General features: G+C 72.4%; 14 protein-coding genes. 12 read left to right on the top strand and 2 right to left on the bottom strand.

Annotated elements, in window-relative coordinates:
• Position 1 precedes the first annotated feature (1 nt).
• Genes ACFXOO_RS11620 through ACFXOO_RS11595 form a run of 6 tightly spaced genes read left to right on the top strand, consistent with a single transcriptional unit; the run spans position 2 to position 10,089 of the window.
• Entirely contained in the window at positions 2-487 is a 486-nt protein-coding gene (locus tag ACFXOO_RS11620; protein WP_394563669.1) for a hypothetical protein, read from the top strand.
• 55 nt (positions 488-542) lie between these two features.
• Entirely contained in the window at positions 543-1,916 is a 1,374-nt protein-coding gene (locus ACFXOO_RS11615; RefSeq protein WP_394563668.1) for a hypothetical protein, read from the top strand.
• On the top strand, positions 1,913-3,673 hold the full coding sequence (locus ACFXOO_RS11610) for an RDD family protein (protein WP_394563666.1): 1,761 nt from the start codon (positions 1,913-1,915) through the stop codon (positions 3,671-3,673). The genes ACFXOO_RS11615 and ACFXOO_RS11610 overlap by 4 nt, the downstream gene beginning before the upstream one ends.
• A complete protein-coding gene (eccCa, locus tag ACFXOO_RS11605; RefSeq protein ID WP_394563663.1) occupies positions 3,670-7,650 on the top strand; it encodes a type VII secretion protein EccCa in 3,981 nt (1,326 codons plus the stop codon). Before ACFXOO_RS11610 ends, eccCa begins: the two co-directional genes overlap by 4 nt.
• Before the next feature lie 14 nt (positions 7,651-7,664).
• Entirely contained in the window at positions 7,665-9,002 is a 1,338-nt protein-coding gene (locus ACFXOO_RS11600; RefSeq protein ID WP_394563661.1) for an ATP-binding protein, read from the top strand.
• A gap of 1 nt (position 9,003) precedes the next feature.
• Positions 9,004-10,089, top strand: a complete 1,086-nt coding sequence (locus tag ACFXOO_RS11595; RefSeq protein WP_394563660.1) for a tetratricopeptide repeat protein — start codon at positions 9,004-9,006, stop codon at positions 10,087-10,089.
• Between the two features lie 18 nt (positions 10,090-10,107).
• On the opposite strand, the gene ACFXOO_RS11590 is transcribed toward ACFXOO_RS11595, so the two are convergent.
• Both ACFXOO_RS11590 and ACFXOO_RS11585 read right to left on the bottom strand, forming a co-directional pair.
• Entirely contained in the window at positions 10,108-10,683 is a 576-nt protein-coding gene (locus tag ACFXOO_RS11590; protein ID WP_378853126.1) for an HhH-GPD-type base excision DNA repair protein, read from the bottom strand.
• Positions 10,684-10,737: 54 nt separating this feature from the next.
• Entirely contained in the window at positions 10,738-12,057 is a 1,320-nt protein-coding gene (locus ACFXOO_RS11585) for a glutamyl-tRNA reductase (protein ID WP_394563658.1), read from the bottom strand.
• An 88-nt stretch (positions 12,058-12,145) separates the two neighbouring features.
• Between ACFXOO_RS11585 and hemE the strand changes: the two genes are divergently transcribed.
• The 6 genes from hemE to hemQ all read left to right on the top strand — a co-directional run bounded on the left by hemE (position 12,146) and on the right by hemQ (position 16,748).
• A complete protein-coding gene (hemE, locus tag ACFXOO_RS11580; protein WP_394563656.1) occupies positions 12,146-13,210 on the top strand; it encodes a uroporphyrinogen decarboxylase in 1,065 nt (354 codons plus the stop codon).
• The gene (gene hemG, locus ACFXOO_RS11575; RefSeq protein WP_394563655.1) at positions 13,207-14,826 is read left to right on the top strand and encodes a protoporphyrinogen oxidase; all 1,620 of its coding nucleotides are present in this window, start codon (positions 13,207-13,209) and stop codon (positions 14,824-14,826) included. Before hemE ends, hemG begins: the two co-directional genes overlap by 4 nt.
• A gap of 98 nt (positions 14,827-14,924) precedes the next feature.
• On the top strand, positions 14,925-15,317 hold the full coding sequence (locus ACFXOO_RS11570) for a hypothetical protein (protein WP_378843261.1): 393 nt from the start codon (positions 14,925-14,927) through the stop codon (positions 15,315-15,317).
• Position 15,318: 1 nt separating this feature from the next.
• Positions 15,319-15,723, top strand: a complete 405-nt coding sequence (locus ACFXOO_RS11565; RefSeq protein ID WP_378843263.1) for a phage holin family protein — start codon at positions 15,319-15,321, stop codon at positions 15,721-15,723.
• Complete coding sequence (locus ACFXOO_RS11560; RefSeq protein WP_378843265.1) at positions 15,710-15,991, top strand: hypothetical protein; 282 nt, start codon at positions 15,710-15,712, stop codon at positions 15,989-15,991. Before ACFXOO_RS11565 ends, ACFXOO_RS11560 begins: the two co-directional genes overlap by 14 nt.
• A 79-nt stretch (positions 15,992-16,070) precedes the next feature.
• On the top strand, positions 16,071-16,748 hold the full coding sequence (gene hemQ / locus ACFXOO_RS11555) for a hydrogen peroxide-dependent heme synthase (RefSeq protein WP_378853132.1): 678 nt from the start codon (positions 16,071-16,073) through the stop codon (positions 16,746-16,748).
• The last annotated feature ends 34 nt before the right edge of the window (positions 16,749-16,782 follow it).

The following is a 16,782-nucleotide window of genomic DNA, read 5'->3' as shown; positions in this document are numbered from 1 at the left end:
CGTGATGGAGAGCCGCCATCTGGGACCGATCGTGCTCGACGGAGGGCTCGGCGGCGGGGCTGTCGAGGCGGTCGTCAGGGCGCTCGGAGCGCAGATCGATGTGCGCGTGGAGATCGACTACCCGGCGCGGTTCGACGAGTCGGTCGTCCGCGACATCGACATGGTGCTGGACCGCCTCGACTTCGTCGATGGGCTGGCTCGCCAGACGATCGCACGCGGCATACGTCGCGACGACACCTCGGCCGCGCAGTTGTTCACCGCCTGGAGGAAGGCCACGGGCGACGAAGACGGACCGGAGGACGACTTCCTGGAGGCTCTGCGTCCCGCACGCATCACGATCACTCCCGACGGCGGCCGGGTCAATCGCGACCGCGTCATCATGACGTACGCGCTCCCGGATGTCGACGTCGAAGGCCGGGTGAGCGTCCGCTTCGTCGAGCCCACCGGTCCCGAGCTCGTCTCGCCGACGCGCGTCCGCACGCACTGACGGGTACGCAGTGCTCTGACCGTGACCGCGGCAGGGCCCGTGGAAGGATGGGGTCATGGTGGCAGCCGAGATCGCGGAGCGGCGGCGCATCGCCGTTCTCGACGGCGGGAGCCGCTACGAACTGGCCCTCGCGCCCGACGTGCTGATCGCCGAAGCGCTCTCCGGTTTCGGGATCGAACTCGAACCCGGACACCGGGTGCTCCTCGAACGCAGCGGCCATGAGGTGCGCGCCGACGTGCGCGCACAGGACCTGGCCGACGGCGCCGTCCTGGCCCTCGTCGACCTCACCGAGCCGCCCCCGGTCACCGACGCTGAGCGGACGCGAACGGTTCAGACGGATGCCGCGGCGTCGGTCTGGTGGATGCTCGGCGCCTTCGGACTGCTCTTGGCGAGCATCGCGCTCGCTCTTCCGACCTCGATCGGCGAGGGGACGCGGGTCGTGCTGGCCGTCGCGGCCGCCGCCGGAGCGGTGGCGAGCGCCGCGGTCTGGGTGCTGCGGGCGCGCACCGATCGTCCGCTCGGAGCGGCGGCGGCATCCGGTCCTCTCACGCTCGCCTTCGCGGCCGGTGTCGTCTCGGTTCCGCCGTTACCCGCGAGCACCGCGACACTCGCCGTCCTGGCCGGGCTCTGCGCGGCGGCCGTGCTGGCAGCACTCCTCGGTCTGCTCGCGCGCACCGGTGTCATGCGCGCCGAACTCGGCACCACCACCGTCATCCTGCTCGGGCTCGTCGCGGTGTGGGCGCTCGCCGTGGCGATGGCCGTTCCCGCGAGCGCTCCGGCGGCCGTCGCTCTGGGGGCGGTCCCCGTCGCCCTCCGGGCGCTTCCGTCGACACTGCTCGATGTCCCACCCGGGATGTTCATCGACTTCGGCCGCTTCCAGACGTCGCGCTGGGCCGTGCGTCAGCACGTGCCCGCCGAGGGCGGGCCGATCGCCTCGAACGCGGCCCGCGATCTCGTCGGACGCTCCTCCTCGCGCCTGCTCGTCGGGACGGCCCTGCTCAGCGCCGTCGCGGCCGCCAGCGCGCCGTTCGCCGTGCCCGACGTCACCGCCGCAGACCCGCTCGTCTTCGCGGGCCGCATCGCGCTGATCTGCTGCGCCGCACTGGCGCTGCTCCTCGGTGCGCGACGGTCCTCCGCGCCGATCCTGCGCTGGATGCCGCGGCTGGCTGCTCTCGTCGTGATCGTCGTGGCACTCGCCGCGGCGATACGTGCGGCCGGTCCGCTCTGGCTGACCGTCGCCGCCGGCGGGCTGCTGGTCGCCGGCCTGGCGTTGGCGTTCCTCGTCGTGCCGGTCGGTCGCGGTGCCCGCTCGCTCGCCTGGTCGCGGTTCGGCGACGTCCTGGAATGGCTGGCGGTCGTGCTCGCGTTGCCCGCGGGCCTGCTCGCCGCCGATGTCATCGACCTCCTGCGTGGGATGATGGGGGCATGAGTCCGGCACCATCGACACCGGCGGCACCGGGCTCGACGACCTGCTGCAATTGCGGCCAGGAGATCCCCGCGGGCACGCCCCGCTGCCTGTTCTGCGGCGTACCGCAGGATGCGCAGAGCGCCCGTCTGGTCGTCGCGCCGCACGGTGTGCTCGGCGCTCCGCCGCCGTTGCTCGCACCCCCGTCGGCCACTGCTCCGGGGGCGCCCTCCCTCGCGCCGCGCGGCGGGTCGGCGGCGGACACCACCACCCCGTGGAACGCTTCGCCGCTGGGCGCCGCCTTCTCCGGAGCCCCCGCCGGCGCCGGGTCGCGGCTTCTCGCTCTCACCATCGACGTGCTGGCGGTGTCGGTCGTCGTCCTCGCCGTCGGTCTCCTGACGGGATCCGCAGCCTTGGCGGTGGTCGTGGCGGCAGAACTGCTGATCGGGCTCTGGGTTCTGCAGGCGCGCACCGGCCTCGGTCTCGGCAAGCTGCTGCTGCGCCTGCGCGTCTCGCGCATCGAGGAGCCGTTCTCACCGGGTGTGGACCGCGCATTCGTCCGCGGAGCCGTCACTGCGGCCGGGGCGCTGGTGCTCCTCGCCGGAGCCTGGGCGGTCGAGGCATCCGCCGCCTGGGACCGCAGCGGGCTCCGTCGTTCCTGGGCCGACCGGGCGGCGGGGACGGTGGTGGTGGCCCTACCGCCGCGCGTGCCCGGCCTGCCCCGGCGCGTGCGCGTCGCCTCGCGGCGGGCATCGCCCGCTGAGGACGCCACGCACGGCGCTCCGTCGATCGCTCCGCCCCAGGTCTCGATCCCGGTCCCGGCGCCGTCACCCGACGTCGTGGCGGCCGGTGTCGGGTTCGGCCGCGCGGCCGACTCGATCACCGGCCGGGCGACGGCGTCCGCCCTCGGGCCCGGTGGCCGCGAGCCCGCCGCCGTGTCCGACGCCGAGGCTCCGGAGCCGACGCATCAGGACGCCGTTCTCGCGCGTGCAGCCGAGGCACCACCCACCGAGGCCCCCGGCATCCCTCCCCTCGACGTCCCCGCGGTGCCGCCGCTTCCGCCCGAAGCACTCACCGCGCCCGCTACCGGCACCGACATCGGCACCGGGCGTCCTGCGCCCGCCGATCCTGCTGCGGCGCAGCCTGCGCCGGGACCTCGGCGCTCCTCTCGTCCCGCGGCTCCTGACGCAGCGCCGACCCCGCCTCCGCTCACCCCGCCCCCGCTCACTCCGCCTCCGCCTCCGCTGTCGCTCGGCGAGCCGCAGCGTCGCTCGACCCCGCCGCGCGTCGATCGCGCCGGCGGCTCGGTCACAGGCGCCCCGGGCCCGCGCCGTTCGGCCGCGGTCCCGCTCGACGGCGAGGCGGACGCCCCCGGGCCGCGGCGGCGTCGGTCGTCCGCCGTCCCGAACGAGGATGCCCTCGAGCCGAGCGCGCACGACGGGCTGCTGCTCCTGGTGTTCGACACCGGGCAGCGCGAGCAGCTGCCGATCCCGGTCGCGGCGAATCTGGGGCGCAACCCCGCGGCATCCGAGCCGTCGGATCTGCTCATCCCGGTGCGCGACCCCGACTCCACGGTCTCCAAGACCCACCTCCGCCTGGAGCACTCGCGCTCGGGCACATGGGTGACGGACGCCGGGTCGACCAACGGCACCGACCTCCTGGATGAGGAGGGGCGGATCACGCCACTCGCGTCGGGAGTGCGTACGCTCGTCGAAGACGGTGTGCGGGTGCGACTGGGCAACCGCGTCTTCACCGTCAACCGGCTGATCGGAGCCTCGTGAGTCAGGGTCCGCGCCTCGCGCCGCCGCGCATGCCGAGCGGCAAGATCATGGTGCAGCCGCCACCGGAGCTCGTGCCCAACGACGGCTCGGGCGGCATGCTCACGTCGCTGCTGCCGATGCTCGGCAGCATCGGGTCGATCGTGATGATCTCCTTCACGAACGCGGGGCCCACGGGCTTCATCACCGGCGGCATGTTCCTGCTGTCCTCGCTGGGCTTCGTCGCCGTCAACGGCTGGCGGCAGCGCGCGCAGCGCACCTCCGCGGTGCTCGGCAACCGGCGCGAGTACCTCGCCTATCTCTCCGAGCTGCGCGAGACGGTGCGCGTCGCTGCCCGTCAGCAGCGTCGACACGACAACTGGATCAATCCCGCGCCGGCGGCGCTGCCGTTCATCGCCGAAGAGCGCACCCGGGTCTGGGAACGCTCTGCGACCGACGAGAACTTCCTCCTGACCCGCGTCGGGCTCGCCGACCAGCCGCTCTGCGTGACACTCGAGGCGCCCGAGCTGCCGCCGCTCGCCCAGCTCGACCCGGTGGCCGCCTCCGCTGCGCACCGCTTCATGCTCACGCACGAGATCCAGCCGGCGCTGCCGGTGGGGATCCGCCTGAACGACTACGCCCGGATCGAGATCACCGGCTCAGACGAGGCATCCGTCCGCTCGCTCGCCCGTGCGATGGTGGCGGGCGCTGCGACGATGCACGATCCCGAGAGCGTGCAGATCGCGATCCTCGCGGGCGAGGCGCAGCTGCCCCAGTGGGAGTGGGCGAAGTGGCTTCCGCACACGCAGTCCACCCGGGCGCAGGACCGCCTGGGCGCGGCGCGCCTCATCGGCTCGTCGCTCGGCGACCTCGAAGACCTGCTGCCCGCGGGGCTGCGGGAACGGTCCCGCTTCGGTCGCGGCGGTGAGGCGGCTCCGCACATCGTGCTCGTCGTCGACGGCGTGCGTCTGCCCATGGGCGACCCGATCGTGGGCGGCGACGGCATGATGGGCGTCACGGTCATCGAGCTGCCCGAACGGTGGGGCGAACTGGCTGACCGTGAGACGCTGCGCATCGCCCTGCCCTCCGGCGTCGGCGGCGGCGCCGAGATCGCCGAGCTCATCGACCTCAGCCGGGCGTCCGAGTCGTTCGTCCCCGATCAGATCTCCCTCGCCGAGGCCGAGGCGACCGCTCGGCGCCTCCTGCCCCTGCATTCCGTCACGACGGTCGCGGGCACCACGAGCGGCTCGGCGTCGCAGACCCAGATGGAGCTGGTCGACCTGCTCGGCCTGCCCGACGTGCGCGAGATCGACTTCGACCAGTCGTGGGCAGGGCGTCTCGAACGAGACCGCCTGCGCGTTCCGATCGGCCAGGACACGACCGGTGCGCCGATCGTGCTCGACCTGAAGGAGGCCGCGCAGCAGGGCATGGGCCCGCACGGCGTCATGATCGGCGCGACCGGGTCGGGTAAGTCCGAGGTGCTGCGGACCCTGGTGCTGGCCCTCGCCCTCACTCACTCGCCCGAACAGCTCAACTTCGTCCTCGTCGACTTCAAGGGCGGCGCCACGTTCGCCGGCATGGCGGGAATGCCGCACGTCTCGGCCATCATCACGAACCTCGGCAGCGAGATCGCGCTCGTCGACCGCTTCCAGGACGCCCTGCAGGGCGAAGTCGTGCGCCGACAGGAACTGCTGCGCTCGGCCGGCAACTTCGCGAACGTGTCGGACTACGAGAAGGCCCGCAAGAACGGCCGCGACGATCTCGAACCGCTCCCGGCGCTCTTGATCGTCGCCGACGAGTTCTCCGAGCTTCTGGCCGCCAAGCCCGAGTTCGTCGAGAGCTTCGTCAACATAGGCCGTGTCGGCCGGTCGCTCCAGGTGCACCTCCTGCTCGCCTCGCAGCGACTCGAAGAGGGCAAGCTCCGCGGACTCGACACCTATCTGTCGTACCGCGTCGGCTTGCGGACCTTCTCGGCCGCCGAATCGCGCACCGTCCTCGGCGTCCCGGACGCCTACACCTTGCCGCAGCAGCCGGGTGTCGGGTTCCTCAAGGCCGACACCGAGAACCTCACGCAATTCCGGGCCGCGTACGTCTCGGGTCCGCCCAAGACCCGTCGCCGCGCGGTCGGCAGGACGACGGATGCCGCGCGCGGCCAGGCCGCGGACGTCGAGCTGTTCACGGCCGCCCGTCAGCAGCTCGTCGAGCGCGAAGAGGCCGCGGAGCCCGAGACCGCCGCTCCCTCCGAAGCCGCCGAGGAGCGCTCGACCTTCGAGATCGCCGTCGAGCGGATGATGGGCCGCGGGCCCGCCGCGCACCAGGTGTGGCTGCCGCCGCTGTCCGACCCCGCGACCCTCGATCAGCTCATGCCCGACCTGGTCGTCGACCCACAGCTGGGGCTGGTCTCGCCCGGGTGGCGGGCGGCGGGCGCCCTCACCGTGCCGCTCGGCATCGTCGACGTCCCACTCGAGCAGCGACGCGAGCGGCTCACCGTGTCGCTCGGCGGTGCGGCAGGACACGTCGCGATCGTGGGCGGACCGCTGAGCGGCAAGTCGACGATGGCGCGCACGCTGGTGTCGGCCCTGGCGCTGACGGGCACGCCGCGCGAGCTGCAGTTCTTCGTGCTCGACTTCGGCGGCGGCAGCTTCATCGGCATGCAGAAGCACCCGCACCTGTCCGGTATCGCGATGCGCACCGAAGCCGAGTCCGTGCGACGCACCGTCGCCGAGGTCGAGTCCGTCCTGGACGCCCGCGAGCAGTACTTCCGCCAGAACGGCGTGGACTCGATCGACACGTACCGCGCTCGTCGCGCGCAGGGCCTCGTCGACGACGGCTACGGCGACGTGTTCCTGGTCGTGGACGGCTGGGCGACGCTCCGGGCCGAGTACGAGGCGCTGGAGACGCGGGTGCAGACGATCGCCGCGCGCGGCCTGAGCTTCGGCGTGCACGTCGTGATCACCGCGAACCGCTGGCTCGAGATCCGGGCGAGCCTGAAGGACCTCGTGCAGACCCGCCTCGAGCTGCGGCTCGGCGATCCGAGCGACTCCGAGATCGACCGCAAGCAGGCCGTCAACGTCGCCGCGAACGCGCCGGGCCGCGGCCTCAGCCCGAAGCGTCTGCAGATGCTCTCCGCGCTTCCGCGCATCGACGGGACGGGCGACGCCGCGGGTCTCGTCGACGGAGTCGACTCCATGATCGCCCGCGTGAGCGAGGCGTGGCAGGGGCCTGCAGGACCCAAGCTGCGCCTGCTGCCCGAGCTGCTGCCGCTCGAAGACCTGCGGGCAGCGGCCGGGGACGCGGCATCCGACCGCCTTCTCCTCGGAGTGGACGAGGCTCAGCTGGCGCCGTTCGGCATCCATCCGCGACAGGAGCCGCACCTGTTCCTGTACGGCGATGCGGGCATGGGCAAGTCGTCGTTCCTGCGCGGGATCGTGCAGGAGATCACACGGCTCTACACCCCGACCGAAGCGAAGATCTTCGTGGTCGACTACCGCCGGTCGTTGCTCGGAGAGATCCCGAGCGACTACCTGGGGGCCTATCTCACGTCGCACGAACCCGCCACGAACGGGCTGGCCGAGCTGGCGGCCTTCTTCTCCGGACGCATCCCCGGTCCCGACGTCACGCCCGAGCAGCTGCGGCAGCGCAGTTGGTGGAAGGGCGCCGAGGGGTTCATCATCGTCGACGACTACGACCTCGTCGCCACCAGCCAGGGCAATCCGCTCGCGGTGATCCAGCCGCTGCTGGCGCAGGCCGCCGACCTGGGGCTGCACGTCATCCTCACCCGCCGCACCGGCGGCGCGAGCCGTGCCGCCTACGACCCGATCATCCAGCGGTTCACCGACCTGGGCGTGACCGGCATCCTGCTGGGGGGCAACCCCGAGGAGGGCGCGCTGATCGGGCGGGTCAAGCCCGTGCCGTCGGTGCCGGGTCGGGCTCAGGTCGTCAGTCGTGAGCGCGGCCTCGTCGCCGCTCAGCTCGCCTACGCCGCGCCGATCCCGCACTGACCCCGGAGGTACGAATGTCCGACCAGCTCCCCGAGGACGACGGCCCCGATTTCGTCTCGATCATCCGCGAGGCCGTCACCGCCGATCCGCAGAACCTCGGGCTGCGCGTGGATCTGGTCGAGCTGCTCCTCGAGTCTCAGCCCGAGGTCGCGGCCGTCGAGATCGAGACGCTCAGTCATTACGGCGCCAATCAGCAGACGGTCATGGTGCTGCGGGCGCGCGCCGCGGCGGCTCTGCTGCGGCGCCGGAACGCCTCACCCGGGGCGGACGCGGGGGGAGGGGCGGTCCCGACGCCGGATGCCCCGCCCGCCGCCCCCGCGCCTCCCACGGCTCCGCCGCCGTCGTCCACGCCCGAAGCCCCGTCCGGCGCGCCCGCGGCCGCCGGCCCGCCCGCGCTCGGCGGTCCGTCGGCCGCCGAGGATCCGCGCGCCCGCATCGGCGGTGCGGTTCCCGGCGCGGAGGAGCAGCCGGTCTGGGACGTCGAACGGCCGACGATCCGGCTCGCGGACGTCGCCGGAATGGCCGAAGTGAAGCAGCATCTCGATGCGTCGTTCCTCGCCCCGATGCGCAATCCCGAGCTCGCGCGCATGTTCGGCAAGCAGCCTCGCGGCAGCCTGCTCATGTACGGCCCGCCCGGCTGCGGTAAGACGTTCATCGCCCGCGCGATCGCCGGTGAGCTCGGCGCGAGCTTCGTGCACGCGACTCTCGCCGACATCATGGGCGAGTACCGCGGGCAGGCCGAGAAGGCGATCCAGCAGCTCTTCGCGACGGCTCGGGCCGCGCGGCCGTGCGTCATCTTCTTCGACGAGTTCGACGCGATCGGCGGTCGGCGGACGTCGGGCAATTCCTTCGCGCAGGGTCTGCGGATGATCACGAGCCAGCTCCTCGAGGAGTTCGACGGTGTGGATGCCTCGAACGACGGCGTCTACGTGCTGGCGGCCACGAATCGCCCCTGGGACATCGACACGGCGCTCCGCCGCCCCGGGCGGCTCGATCGCACCGTGCTCATCCTTCCGCCGGACGCGCCCGCGCGCGAAGCGATCGTGCAGACGGGCCTGCGCGACAAGCCCGCGGCAGCCATCGACGCCGCGAGCATCGCGCAGCGGACCGAGGAGTTCTCCGGCGCCGATCTGTCGTACGTCGTCGAGACGGCCATCGAGCAGGCGTTCATGGAATCCCTGCAGTCGGGGGTGCCGCGCATGATCCGCACGTACGACCTCGAGGCCGCGGCATCCCGGATCGTCCCCTCGACGCGATCGTGGTTCGAGCAGATCAAGCCCGTGCTGGAGTACGGGGTCGACGACGGCACCTTCTCGCAGCTGCGCACGTATCTGAAGAAGCACCGGATCTGACGTGGTCGACAGCGCGGCGCACGAGCGGGCGGAGGCGTACATCGCCGCCCGACAGCTCGATCGTGCGCGCGACGAGCTGAACGCCGCGCTCCGGCAGGATCCGAACGACGGCGATGCGCTGATCATGCTGTCGCAGGTCGCGACGTTCTCGGGCGACCTCGCGGGGGCGGAGGAGATGGCGCGCCTGGCCTGCGCGATCCCCGAGCACCGCGCGTACGGCCTCGTCGCCTTCGCCCGCGTGGTCGGTGTTCGCGGCCCCGAGCGGGCACCCGAGGCGCTCGCGGCCGCCACCGAGGCGGTGAACCTCGAGCCGCAGATCTGGCAGATGCGGGTGGCGCTGGCCAGCGCGCTCGCCGACACCCGCGACTACGAGAACGCGCGGGTGCAGGCCGAAGCGGCCGTGCAGCTGGCCGGGGCCGACCCGGGGGAGCGCGCCGGGGCGCTCGTCGGGCTCGCCCGTGTGTTCGCGGCCACGCCGGGCGGCCAGCCGCGCGCGTACGCCGTGGCGACCGAAGCAGCGGCGCTGGATCCCACGAACCCGCGCATCCAGCAGCTGCTCACCGAGACCGAGTTCGGTTCGGGCAAACGCGCGGACGCCCTCGCCTCGGCGCTCGCGATCCTGCGCCAGAGCCCGACCGCCGTGCTCCCGCCGGTCATCGCGCAGTTCTCGCTCTATCTGCTGATCCGTCGTGCGGTGGGGTTCCTGCTGCTCACGTCGATCGGGGTCGCGATCGTGTTCCTCGGCTTCTTCGGCGAGGCGCTCGGCCAGTCCGCCGCCGCCCGGCTCGGCGGCGGTGCCGGTCTCGCCGCGTACGTGGCCGTGCTGCTGACGACGCTCGGTCCCCTCACCGATCCGAGCATCCGGCGGCCGGTCTGGCGCTTCGGCAAGAGACGCGCGAGCGTGTGGATCGCGCTGGTGCTCGTGGTGTCCGCGCTGCTCTGCTACGGCGTGCTGGCGCTGATTCTCGGCTCGTTCGCGGGGGTCGCGTTCCCGTTCGCCCTCATGCTGATCGCCTGGATCGCGCACCTCTTCGCCGCGTTCGGGCTGAGCGTGCCCGACCTCGAGAGCGTGCTCAGGCGGAGCTGACGGCGTCGCGGTCCCGAGCTAGGCCTTCGAGGCCTTGGCGGCCGCCTTCATCGCCTGCTTGTGCTCGCGCACCTTGAGCAGCGAATCCGGCGAAACGATGTCGGCGACGGATCGGAAGGATCCTTCTTCGCCGTAGGGGGCGGATGCCTCACGCCACCCCTCGCCGGTGAATCCGCACTGCTTGCCGAGAAGCGCGAGGAAGATCTTCGCCTTCTGCTCCCCGAACCCGGGGAGTGCCATGAGACGCTTGCGCACCTCCGCGCCGGTGGGGTCGCCCGAGGTCCACAGGGCCGCGGCATCCGACCCCCAGTCCTTCTCGATCGCGGCGCTCAGCGCCTGGACGCGCCCGGCCATCGACGAGGGATACCGGTGCACCGCCGGCGTCTCGGAGAACACCGTCGAGAGCGCGTCGGGATCGTAGCCGGCGAGGGTGGCGGCGTCGATCGCGCCCACCCGCTCGCGGATCTTCAGAGGTCCGGCGAATGCCGTCTCCATCGCCACCTGCTGATCCAGCAGCATGCCGATCAGAAGCGCCAGAGGATCCTCGGTGAGCAGTTCGTCGGCCGCTTCGTCGCCGGTGATGTGCAGGCTCATAGCTCCATCGTCGCACTTCGGCGTCGACACGGCAGGCCGACGGCCGGCCCCGGGTCAGACGGCGCGCTGGTCCACGACAGCCGCCGCCGCACGCGCGGCGTCAGCGTCGACATCGAGCCCGAACAGCGCCGAGATCGCCGCGAACACGTCATCGCCGCGTCCCTCTTCGGCCAGCTGATGCGCACGGACCGTCGGGGTGTGCATGAGCACGCCCGCGAGATGGCGGAGCGCCTGCTCCACGCTGCCGTCGTCGCCCCGCCCGCGGGCGCGGGCGATCTCGGCTTCGAGCACCGTGGACACGTGAGCGCGCAGGGCCACCACCGCGGGGGCGACGCTGCGCCGCTCGCCGGTCACGGCGAAGCGCGCGGCGGCGTCGGCCACGACGCGACGCGCGTCATCCGTCGCCTGTAGCTCCTCGACGGGCGCGTGGAGTCGGATCGTCTCGAGGTCGAGCAGGTCTGTGTCGGGGAGGCCGGCGACGTCGGGGTCGACGTTGCGGGGCAGTCCGAGGTCGATCACCAGACGGCGGCCGGCGCGCGTGGCTCCGGCGATCGCGAGCGGGGGGTCGGGTGCGCCGCCGGCCTGGAGGACCGCGGCCGAGAGCACGGGCCGTTCGACACTGGTGCACGTGATCACGAGGTCGGCGAGCGAAGCAGCGTCGGCGTAGTCGGCAGCGGCCACCGGGCGCAGTCCGTGGCGGGCGGCGAAGGCCGCCTCGCGGCCGGAGGGGGAGGCCACCGAGATGTCGGCGGCGCCGTGGTCGCGGAGCGCCGCCACGGTGGCGGCGGCGTAAGAACCGGTGCCGACGAGAAGCACCCTCAGCGTCGACCAGTCGGTGATGCGGCTGTCGGCCAGGTCGAGCGCGAGCCGCACGAGCGACCGCCCCGCCCGGGTGAGCGCCGTGGAGTTCTTCACGCCGCGCTGCGTCTCGGAGGCGCGCTGGAACAGTCGCTCGAGCTCGCGGGACGTCGTGCCCTGGGCGCGGGCCTCGAGCAGCGCCCGGCGAACTTGACCGGCGATCTCGCCCTCGCCCACGACGACGGACTCGAGACCGGATGCCACGGCGAACAGGTGCTCGGCCACCGCGCCACCCTCGATCACCTCGTACGACCCGTCGAGGTCGGTGGCGCTCACTCCCGTGGCCGACGTGATCGCGAGCAGGGTCGCCTCGACGCCGACCGCGCCCGCAGCGGTGACCGGCTCGTCCATCTCGACGTAGGCCTCGAACCGGTTGCACGTCGCCACGACGACGGCACCCTGCACGCAGTCGTCGTGCGCGGAGATGAGCGGGGCGATCGAAGCGGTGCGGGTGCTGAGCCGTTCGAGAAGCTCGAAGGAGGCGGTCTTGTGACTCGCCGTGACGCAGATCAGCACTGTGCAAGGATATCCCGCTGCGGCGCGGCCCCGCCCGAGGTCGCTTCACGTCGTGATTGTTCGCCGCGGCGGGTGGGAGAATGGACGGATGCCTGGTCCCGCCGATTCCCCGTTGATCCGCGCGCTGCGCGGCGAGCGTCAGGACCGACCTCCCGTCTGGTTCATGAGGCAGGCCGGACGATCGCTCCCGGAGTACCGCGAGCTGCGCGTCGGCACGCGCATGCTGGACGCGTGCCTGGACCCCGCGCTTGCGGCCGAGATCACGCTCCAGCCCGTGCGCCGCCACCACGTCGACGCCGCGGTGTTCTTCAGCGACATCGTCGTGCCGCTGAAGCTGGCGGGCGTCGCGGTCGAGATCGAGCCCGGCCGCGGACCCGTGTTCGCCGATCCGATCCGCACGGCCTCCGACGTGAAGCGACTCATCCGCACGCCTCCGGCGGCGATCACCGACGCGTCCGGGCCGATCCGCGAGGCCGTCGGCATCGTCGCCGCCGAACTCGGCGACACCCCGATCATCGGCTTCGCGGGTGCGCCGTTCACCCTCGCGGCCTACCTCATCGAGGGTGGACCGTCCAAGGAGCACCTCCGCGCCCGAGCGATGATGCACGCCGATCCGGCGTCCTGGCATCTGCTCGCGACGTGGCTGGCCGAGGTCGCCGAGGTCTTCCTCGACGCGCAGGTGACGGGCGGAGCATCCGCGGTGCAGCTCTTCGATTCCTGGGCTGGGTCGCTCTCGCCCGCCGACTACCGCGAATTCGTCGCGCCGCACTCCCGGCAGGCGCTCGGCGCACGCACCGGCGACGGGTCGAGCGAACTCACGGTGCCGCGCATCCATTTCGGCATCGGCACGGGTCCGATCCTCGACGACATGCGCCTGGACGGCTTGGCCGACGCGGTCGGCGTCGACTGGCGACTGCCGCTCGATGAGGCAGCGGCCGTCCTCGGCCCCGACACGACCGTGCAGGGCAACATCGATCCTGCTCTGCTGCAGGCGCCGTGGCCGGTCCTCGCCGCGCACGTGACCGACGTCATCGAGCGCGGGCGGGCGGCGCGGGCGCACATCCTCAACCTCGGCCACGGGGTCCCCCCTGAGACCGACCCCGAGGTGCTGACGCGCATCGTGGCGCTCGCGCACGGGGAGGACGTGGCGTGACGTCCGAAAGCGCGGCGGGGGCTTCGCCTCAGCCCCGGTCGATCAGCGACCTCGCCGCCCAGGCGCGCGACAGCCACGTCGTCGTGGTCGGGGGCGGAATGGCGGGCCTCGTCGTTGCGATGGAGTGCGCGAAGGTCGGAATTCCGGTGACCGTACTCGAAGCATCTGATCGCGTCGGGGGGGTGCTGCGCACGGCTGAGGTCGCCGGCATCCTGGTCGACGCCGGCGCCGAGAGCTACGCCACCCGTGGCGGAACGGTCCGCGCATTGGTCGGGGAGCTCGGCATGGCCGACGCCGTCGTCGCTCCGAACGCCGGGCGGGCCTGGGTCGCGGGTGTGCCGGGAGTGGGCGCCGCGCCGCTGCCGGCCGGGGGTGTGCTCGGCATCCCCGAGAATCCGTTCGCGCCGGACGTCCGTCGCGTGATCGGGTGGAGCGGCGCGTGGCGCGCCTACGTCGACCGTCTGCGACCGCCCCTGACGATCGGTCGCGAGCAGAGTCTGGGTGCGCTGGTGCGCTCCCGCATGGGCGTCCGGGTCGTCGATCGTCTCGTGGCCCCCGTCACCGCCGGGGTGTACTCGTCGCGTCCCGACGAGATCGACGTCGACCTCGCGGCCCCGGGTCTGAGCGCGGCCCTCACCCGCACCGGCTCGCTCTCTGGCGCGGTCGCCCAGCTCACGGCAGCCCGTGTGTCGCCGGCGACCGATGCCGCGCAGCCCGCGGTGATCACCGGCCCGGATGCCGCGAAGGCGCCGGGTGGCGCCGTCGAGGGCATCGCGGGGGGGATGGCGAGGCTTCCCGCCGCGATCCGCGCGCGCATCGAAGAACTCGGCGGACGTGTCGAGACCCGCAGCCCGGTCTCGGCGATCACGCGCGCGGACGGCGGGTGGGCGATCACGGTCAGGACGGCCGCCGCCGACGTGGCCGACGCGTCCGGCCCGGCCGATGAGTCCGGAGCCGCAGGGCCGGGCGACCGCGTCCTCACCGCGACGGCGGTCGTGGTCGCCGCACCGGAGCGCGTGGCGCGCGACCTCCTGGCTCCGCTCGTGCCCGGGCTCGAGCCCGGCGGGACCGGAGCCGACGAACCCACCGACGCCCCGGTGATCGAGCTGATCACGCTCGTGCTCGACGCCCCGGCGCTGGACGCACGGCCCCGCGGCACCGGCGTGCTCACGGTGCCCGGCTCGTTCCGGGCGAAGGCGCTGACGCACTCCACGGCGAAGTGGGCATGGGTGGCCGAGGCGGCGCACGGCGCGCACATCGTGCGCGTCTCCTTCGGCACGCAGGGGGAGCGGCCCGCGACCTCGGGGATGGACGACGCGGATGCCGCGGCTCTCGCGCTGGCCGAGGCATCCGCTCTGCTGGGTGTCCCCCTCACCAGGGCGCAGCTGCGCGGTGCGCACCGCGAGCGGTACACGCAGTCGCAGCCGGCGTCGGTGATCGGACGTGCCGCACGCAGCGCCGCCGCCCGGTCCGCGATCCACGGGGTGCCGGGGCTTGCCGCCACCGGGGCGTGGCTCGCCGGGACGGGACTGGCGCAGGTCGTGCCCGACGCCGTCCGCGAGGCGGAGCGCGTGCGCCGCGGAGCGCTGTTCGGCGCCGTCCCGGCGGAGGACTGACCGCTGCCACCCCGGTTGTCAAGCGCGGATGCCCGATTCGGCATACAGGGCTACCCTGGGGAGCAGACCAGCAGTGTCATCCAGCGTGAGGAGACCCCATGAGGGGCAAACTAGGACTCGTCGTCGGTATCGGTGTGGGCTACGTGCTCGGCACCCGGGCCGGTCGTGAGCGGTACGAGCAGATCAAGACCCAGGCGGAGAAGGTCTGGAACCTCGAGCCCGTCCAGAAGCAGGTCGGCAAGGCGACGGACTTCGCGAAGTCGAGCGTCATGGCCCTCCCGAGCACGATCTGGGACAGCGCCGTCAAGGTGACCAACGCCGTCAAGGGCAAGGACACAGCCGGTGAGAAGCTCGATGCGGCGATCCGCACGGGCAAGAGCTCGGTCAACCGCGTCTCGAAGGCCGCCGACACGTCGGCAGGAGCGGTGAAGGATGCCGCGGACCACGCCATCGACGACATCGCCGACGCCGCCGGGCGAAACGGGAAGTGACATGACGACGCCTCGTGGATTCCGCGATCGCGCCGACGACAGCCTGCTGACCCTGGTCGGGGAGATCCCCGAGCTGGTCCGCAACCTGATCGTCGCCGAGATCGACGGGGCGAAAGGGTGGCTCAAGCGCACCGCGAAGGACGCCGGGATCGGTGCCGGGTGGTTCGTCGGCGCCTTGTTCGTGCTGTTCTGGTCGATCCCGGTGCTGCTGGCGTTCATCATCGCCGGGCTCTCATCGTGGTGGCCGGTGTGGCTGTCGGCGGTCGTGGTCTTCGGCGTCATGATCCTCGTCGTGGCGGTGCTCGCCCTGCTCGGCCTTCTGCGGTTCCGCAAGGTGGGCAAGGACAAGAACCCGGTCGAATCGATCAGCGAAGACATCAGAGAGGTGCGCAATGAGCTCGTCTAACGCCCCGGTGCCCGTGCCGCGCACGGCCGTCGCGCTGGGGATCGCAGATCCCGTCGAGCAGGCGCGTGCCGAGCTGAAGGCGGCGCTGGCCGCGATCGAGGTCAAGGCGAACGTGCCGCAGCGCGTCGCCGACGTCGCCGACCTGCGCATCGGCCAGGCCCGCGACTTCTCCCGCAAGAACCCCACGGCCACGGCCGCGATCGTCGTCGCCGGTGCCGCAGCGGTCGGCACGATCGTCTGGGCCCTCGTGCGCGCGTACACGCGCTGAATCCGAGTTCATCCACGAATCCACGTCGTCCGAGGACGGCGTGCGAGCCGCGCCCGACGTGGCGGGGGAGACTGTATTCATGGCTTCCGACGCAGAGATGACCTCGACCGCTTACACGCTGTGGGCGGTGTTCCGCAGAGACCCCGCCCGGGCAGTCGGCGAATCCGACGAGACCGAACTCGCCGACATCGTCCGGCTGATCGAGGACGGCGGCGTCACGGTACGCGGGTTCTACGACGTCAGCGGCCTTCGCGCCGACGCCGACCTCATGGTCTGGCTGTACGGCGCGAACGCCGACGATCTGCAGCGCGACCTTCGGCGTCTGCGCCGCACCGAGCTCCTGCGGCATCTCCTGCCGGTCTGGAACGCGATGGGCGTCCACCGCGACGCGGAGTTCAACCGCTCCCACGTGCCGGGTTTCCTGCGCGGCATCGCACCCAAGACGTGGCTGTGCGTGTACCCGTTCGTGCGCAGCTACGAGTGGTACCTCCTTCCCGAGGAGGAGCGTCGCCGCATGCTCGCCGAGCACGGGCGTCAGGGTGCGGCCTTCACCGGGGTGACGGCCAACACCGTCGCGAGTTTCGCGCTCGGCGACTACGAATGGATCCTTCCGCTCGAGTCCGAGGACCTCACCGACCTCGTCGACATGATGCGCGACCTGCGCTACACCGACGCGCGTCGTCATGTGCGCGAAGAGGTCCCGTTCTACACCGGCCGCCGCCTGGAGCTCCGCGAGGTCGCCGAGGTGCTGCAGTGATGGACGCGGGGGTCACCGCATCCCTCGCCGCGGC

The organism is Microbacterium sp. P03, assembly GCF_043556235.1.
Taxonomy (GTDB): domain Bacteria; phylum Actinomycetota; class Actinomycetes; order Actinomycetales; family Microbacteriaceae; genus Microbacterium.
This window is presented reverse-complemented; position numbering and strand designations above follow the sequence as displayed.

What these genes read in the sequence shown, in the direction of transcription:
- ACFXOO_RS11615 (WP_394563668.1), top strand. Translation starts at nt 543, where the DNA reads ATGGTGGCAGCCGAGATCGCGGAGCGGCGGCGCATCGCCGTTCTCGAC.
- ACFXOO_RS11610 (WP_394563666.1), top strand. Translation starts at nt 1,913, where the DNA reads ATGAGTCCGGCACCATCGACACCGGCGGCACCGGGCTCGACGACCTGC.
- ACFXOO_RS11600 (WP_394563661.1), top strand. Translation starts at nt 7,665, where the DNA reads ATGTCCGACCAGCTCCCCGAGGACGACGGCCCCGATTTCGTCTCGATC.
- ACFXOO_RS11590 (WP_378853126.1), bottom strand. Translation starts at nt 10,683, where the DNA reads ATGAGCCTGCACATCACCGGCGACGAAGCGGCCGACGAACTGCTCACC.
- hemE (WP_394563656.1), top strand. Translation starts at nt 12,146, where the DNA reads ATGCCTGGTCCCGCCGATTCCCCGTTGATCCGCGCGCTGCGCGGCGAG.
- ACFXOO_RS11570 (WP_378843261.1), top strand. Translation starts at nt 14,925, where the DNA reads ATGAGGGGCAAACTAGGACTCGTCGTCGGTATCGGTGTGGGCTACGTG.
- ACFXOO_RS11565 (WP_378843263.1), top strand. Translation starts at nt 15,319, where the DNA reads ATGACGACGCCTCGTGGATTCCGCGATCGCGCCGACGACAGCCTGCTG.
- ACFXOO_RS11560 (WP_378843265.1), top strand. Translation starts at nt 15,710, where the DNA reads ATGAGCTCGTCTAACGCCCCGGTGCCCGTGCCGCGCACGGCCGTCGCG.
- hemQ (WP_378853132.1), top strand. Translation starts at nt 16,071, where the DNA reads ATGGCTTCCGACGCAGAGATGACCTCGACCGCTTACACGCTGTGGGCG.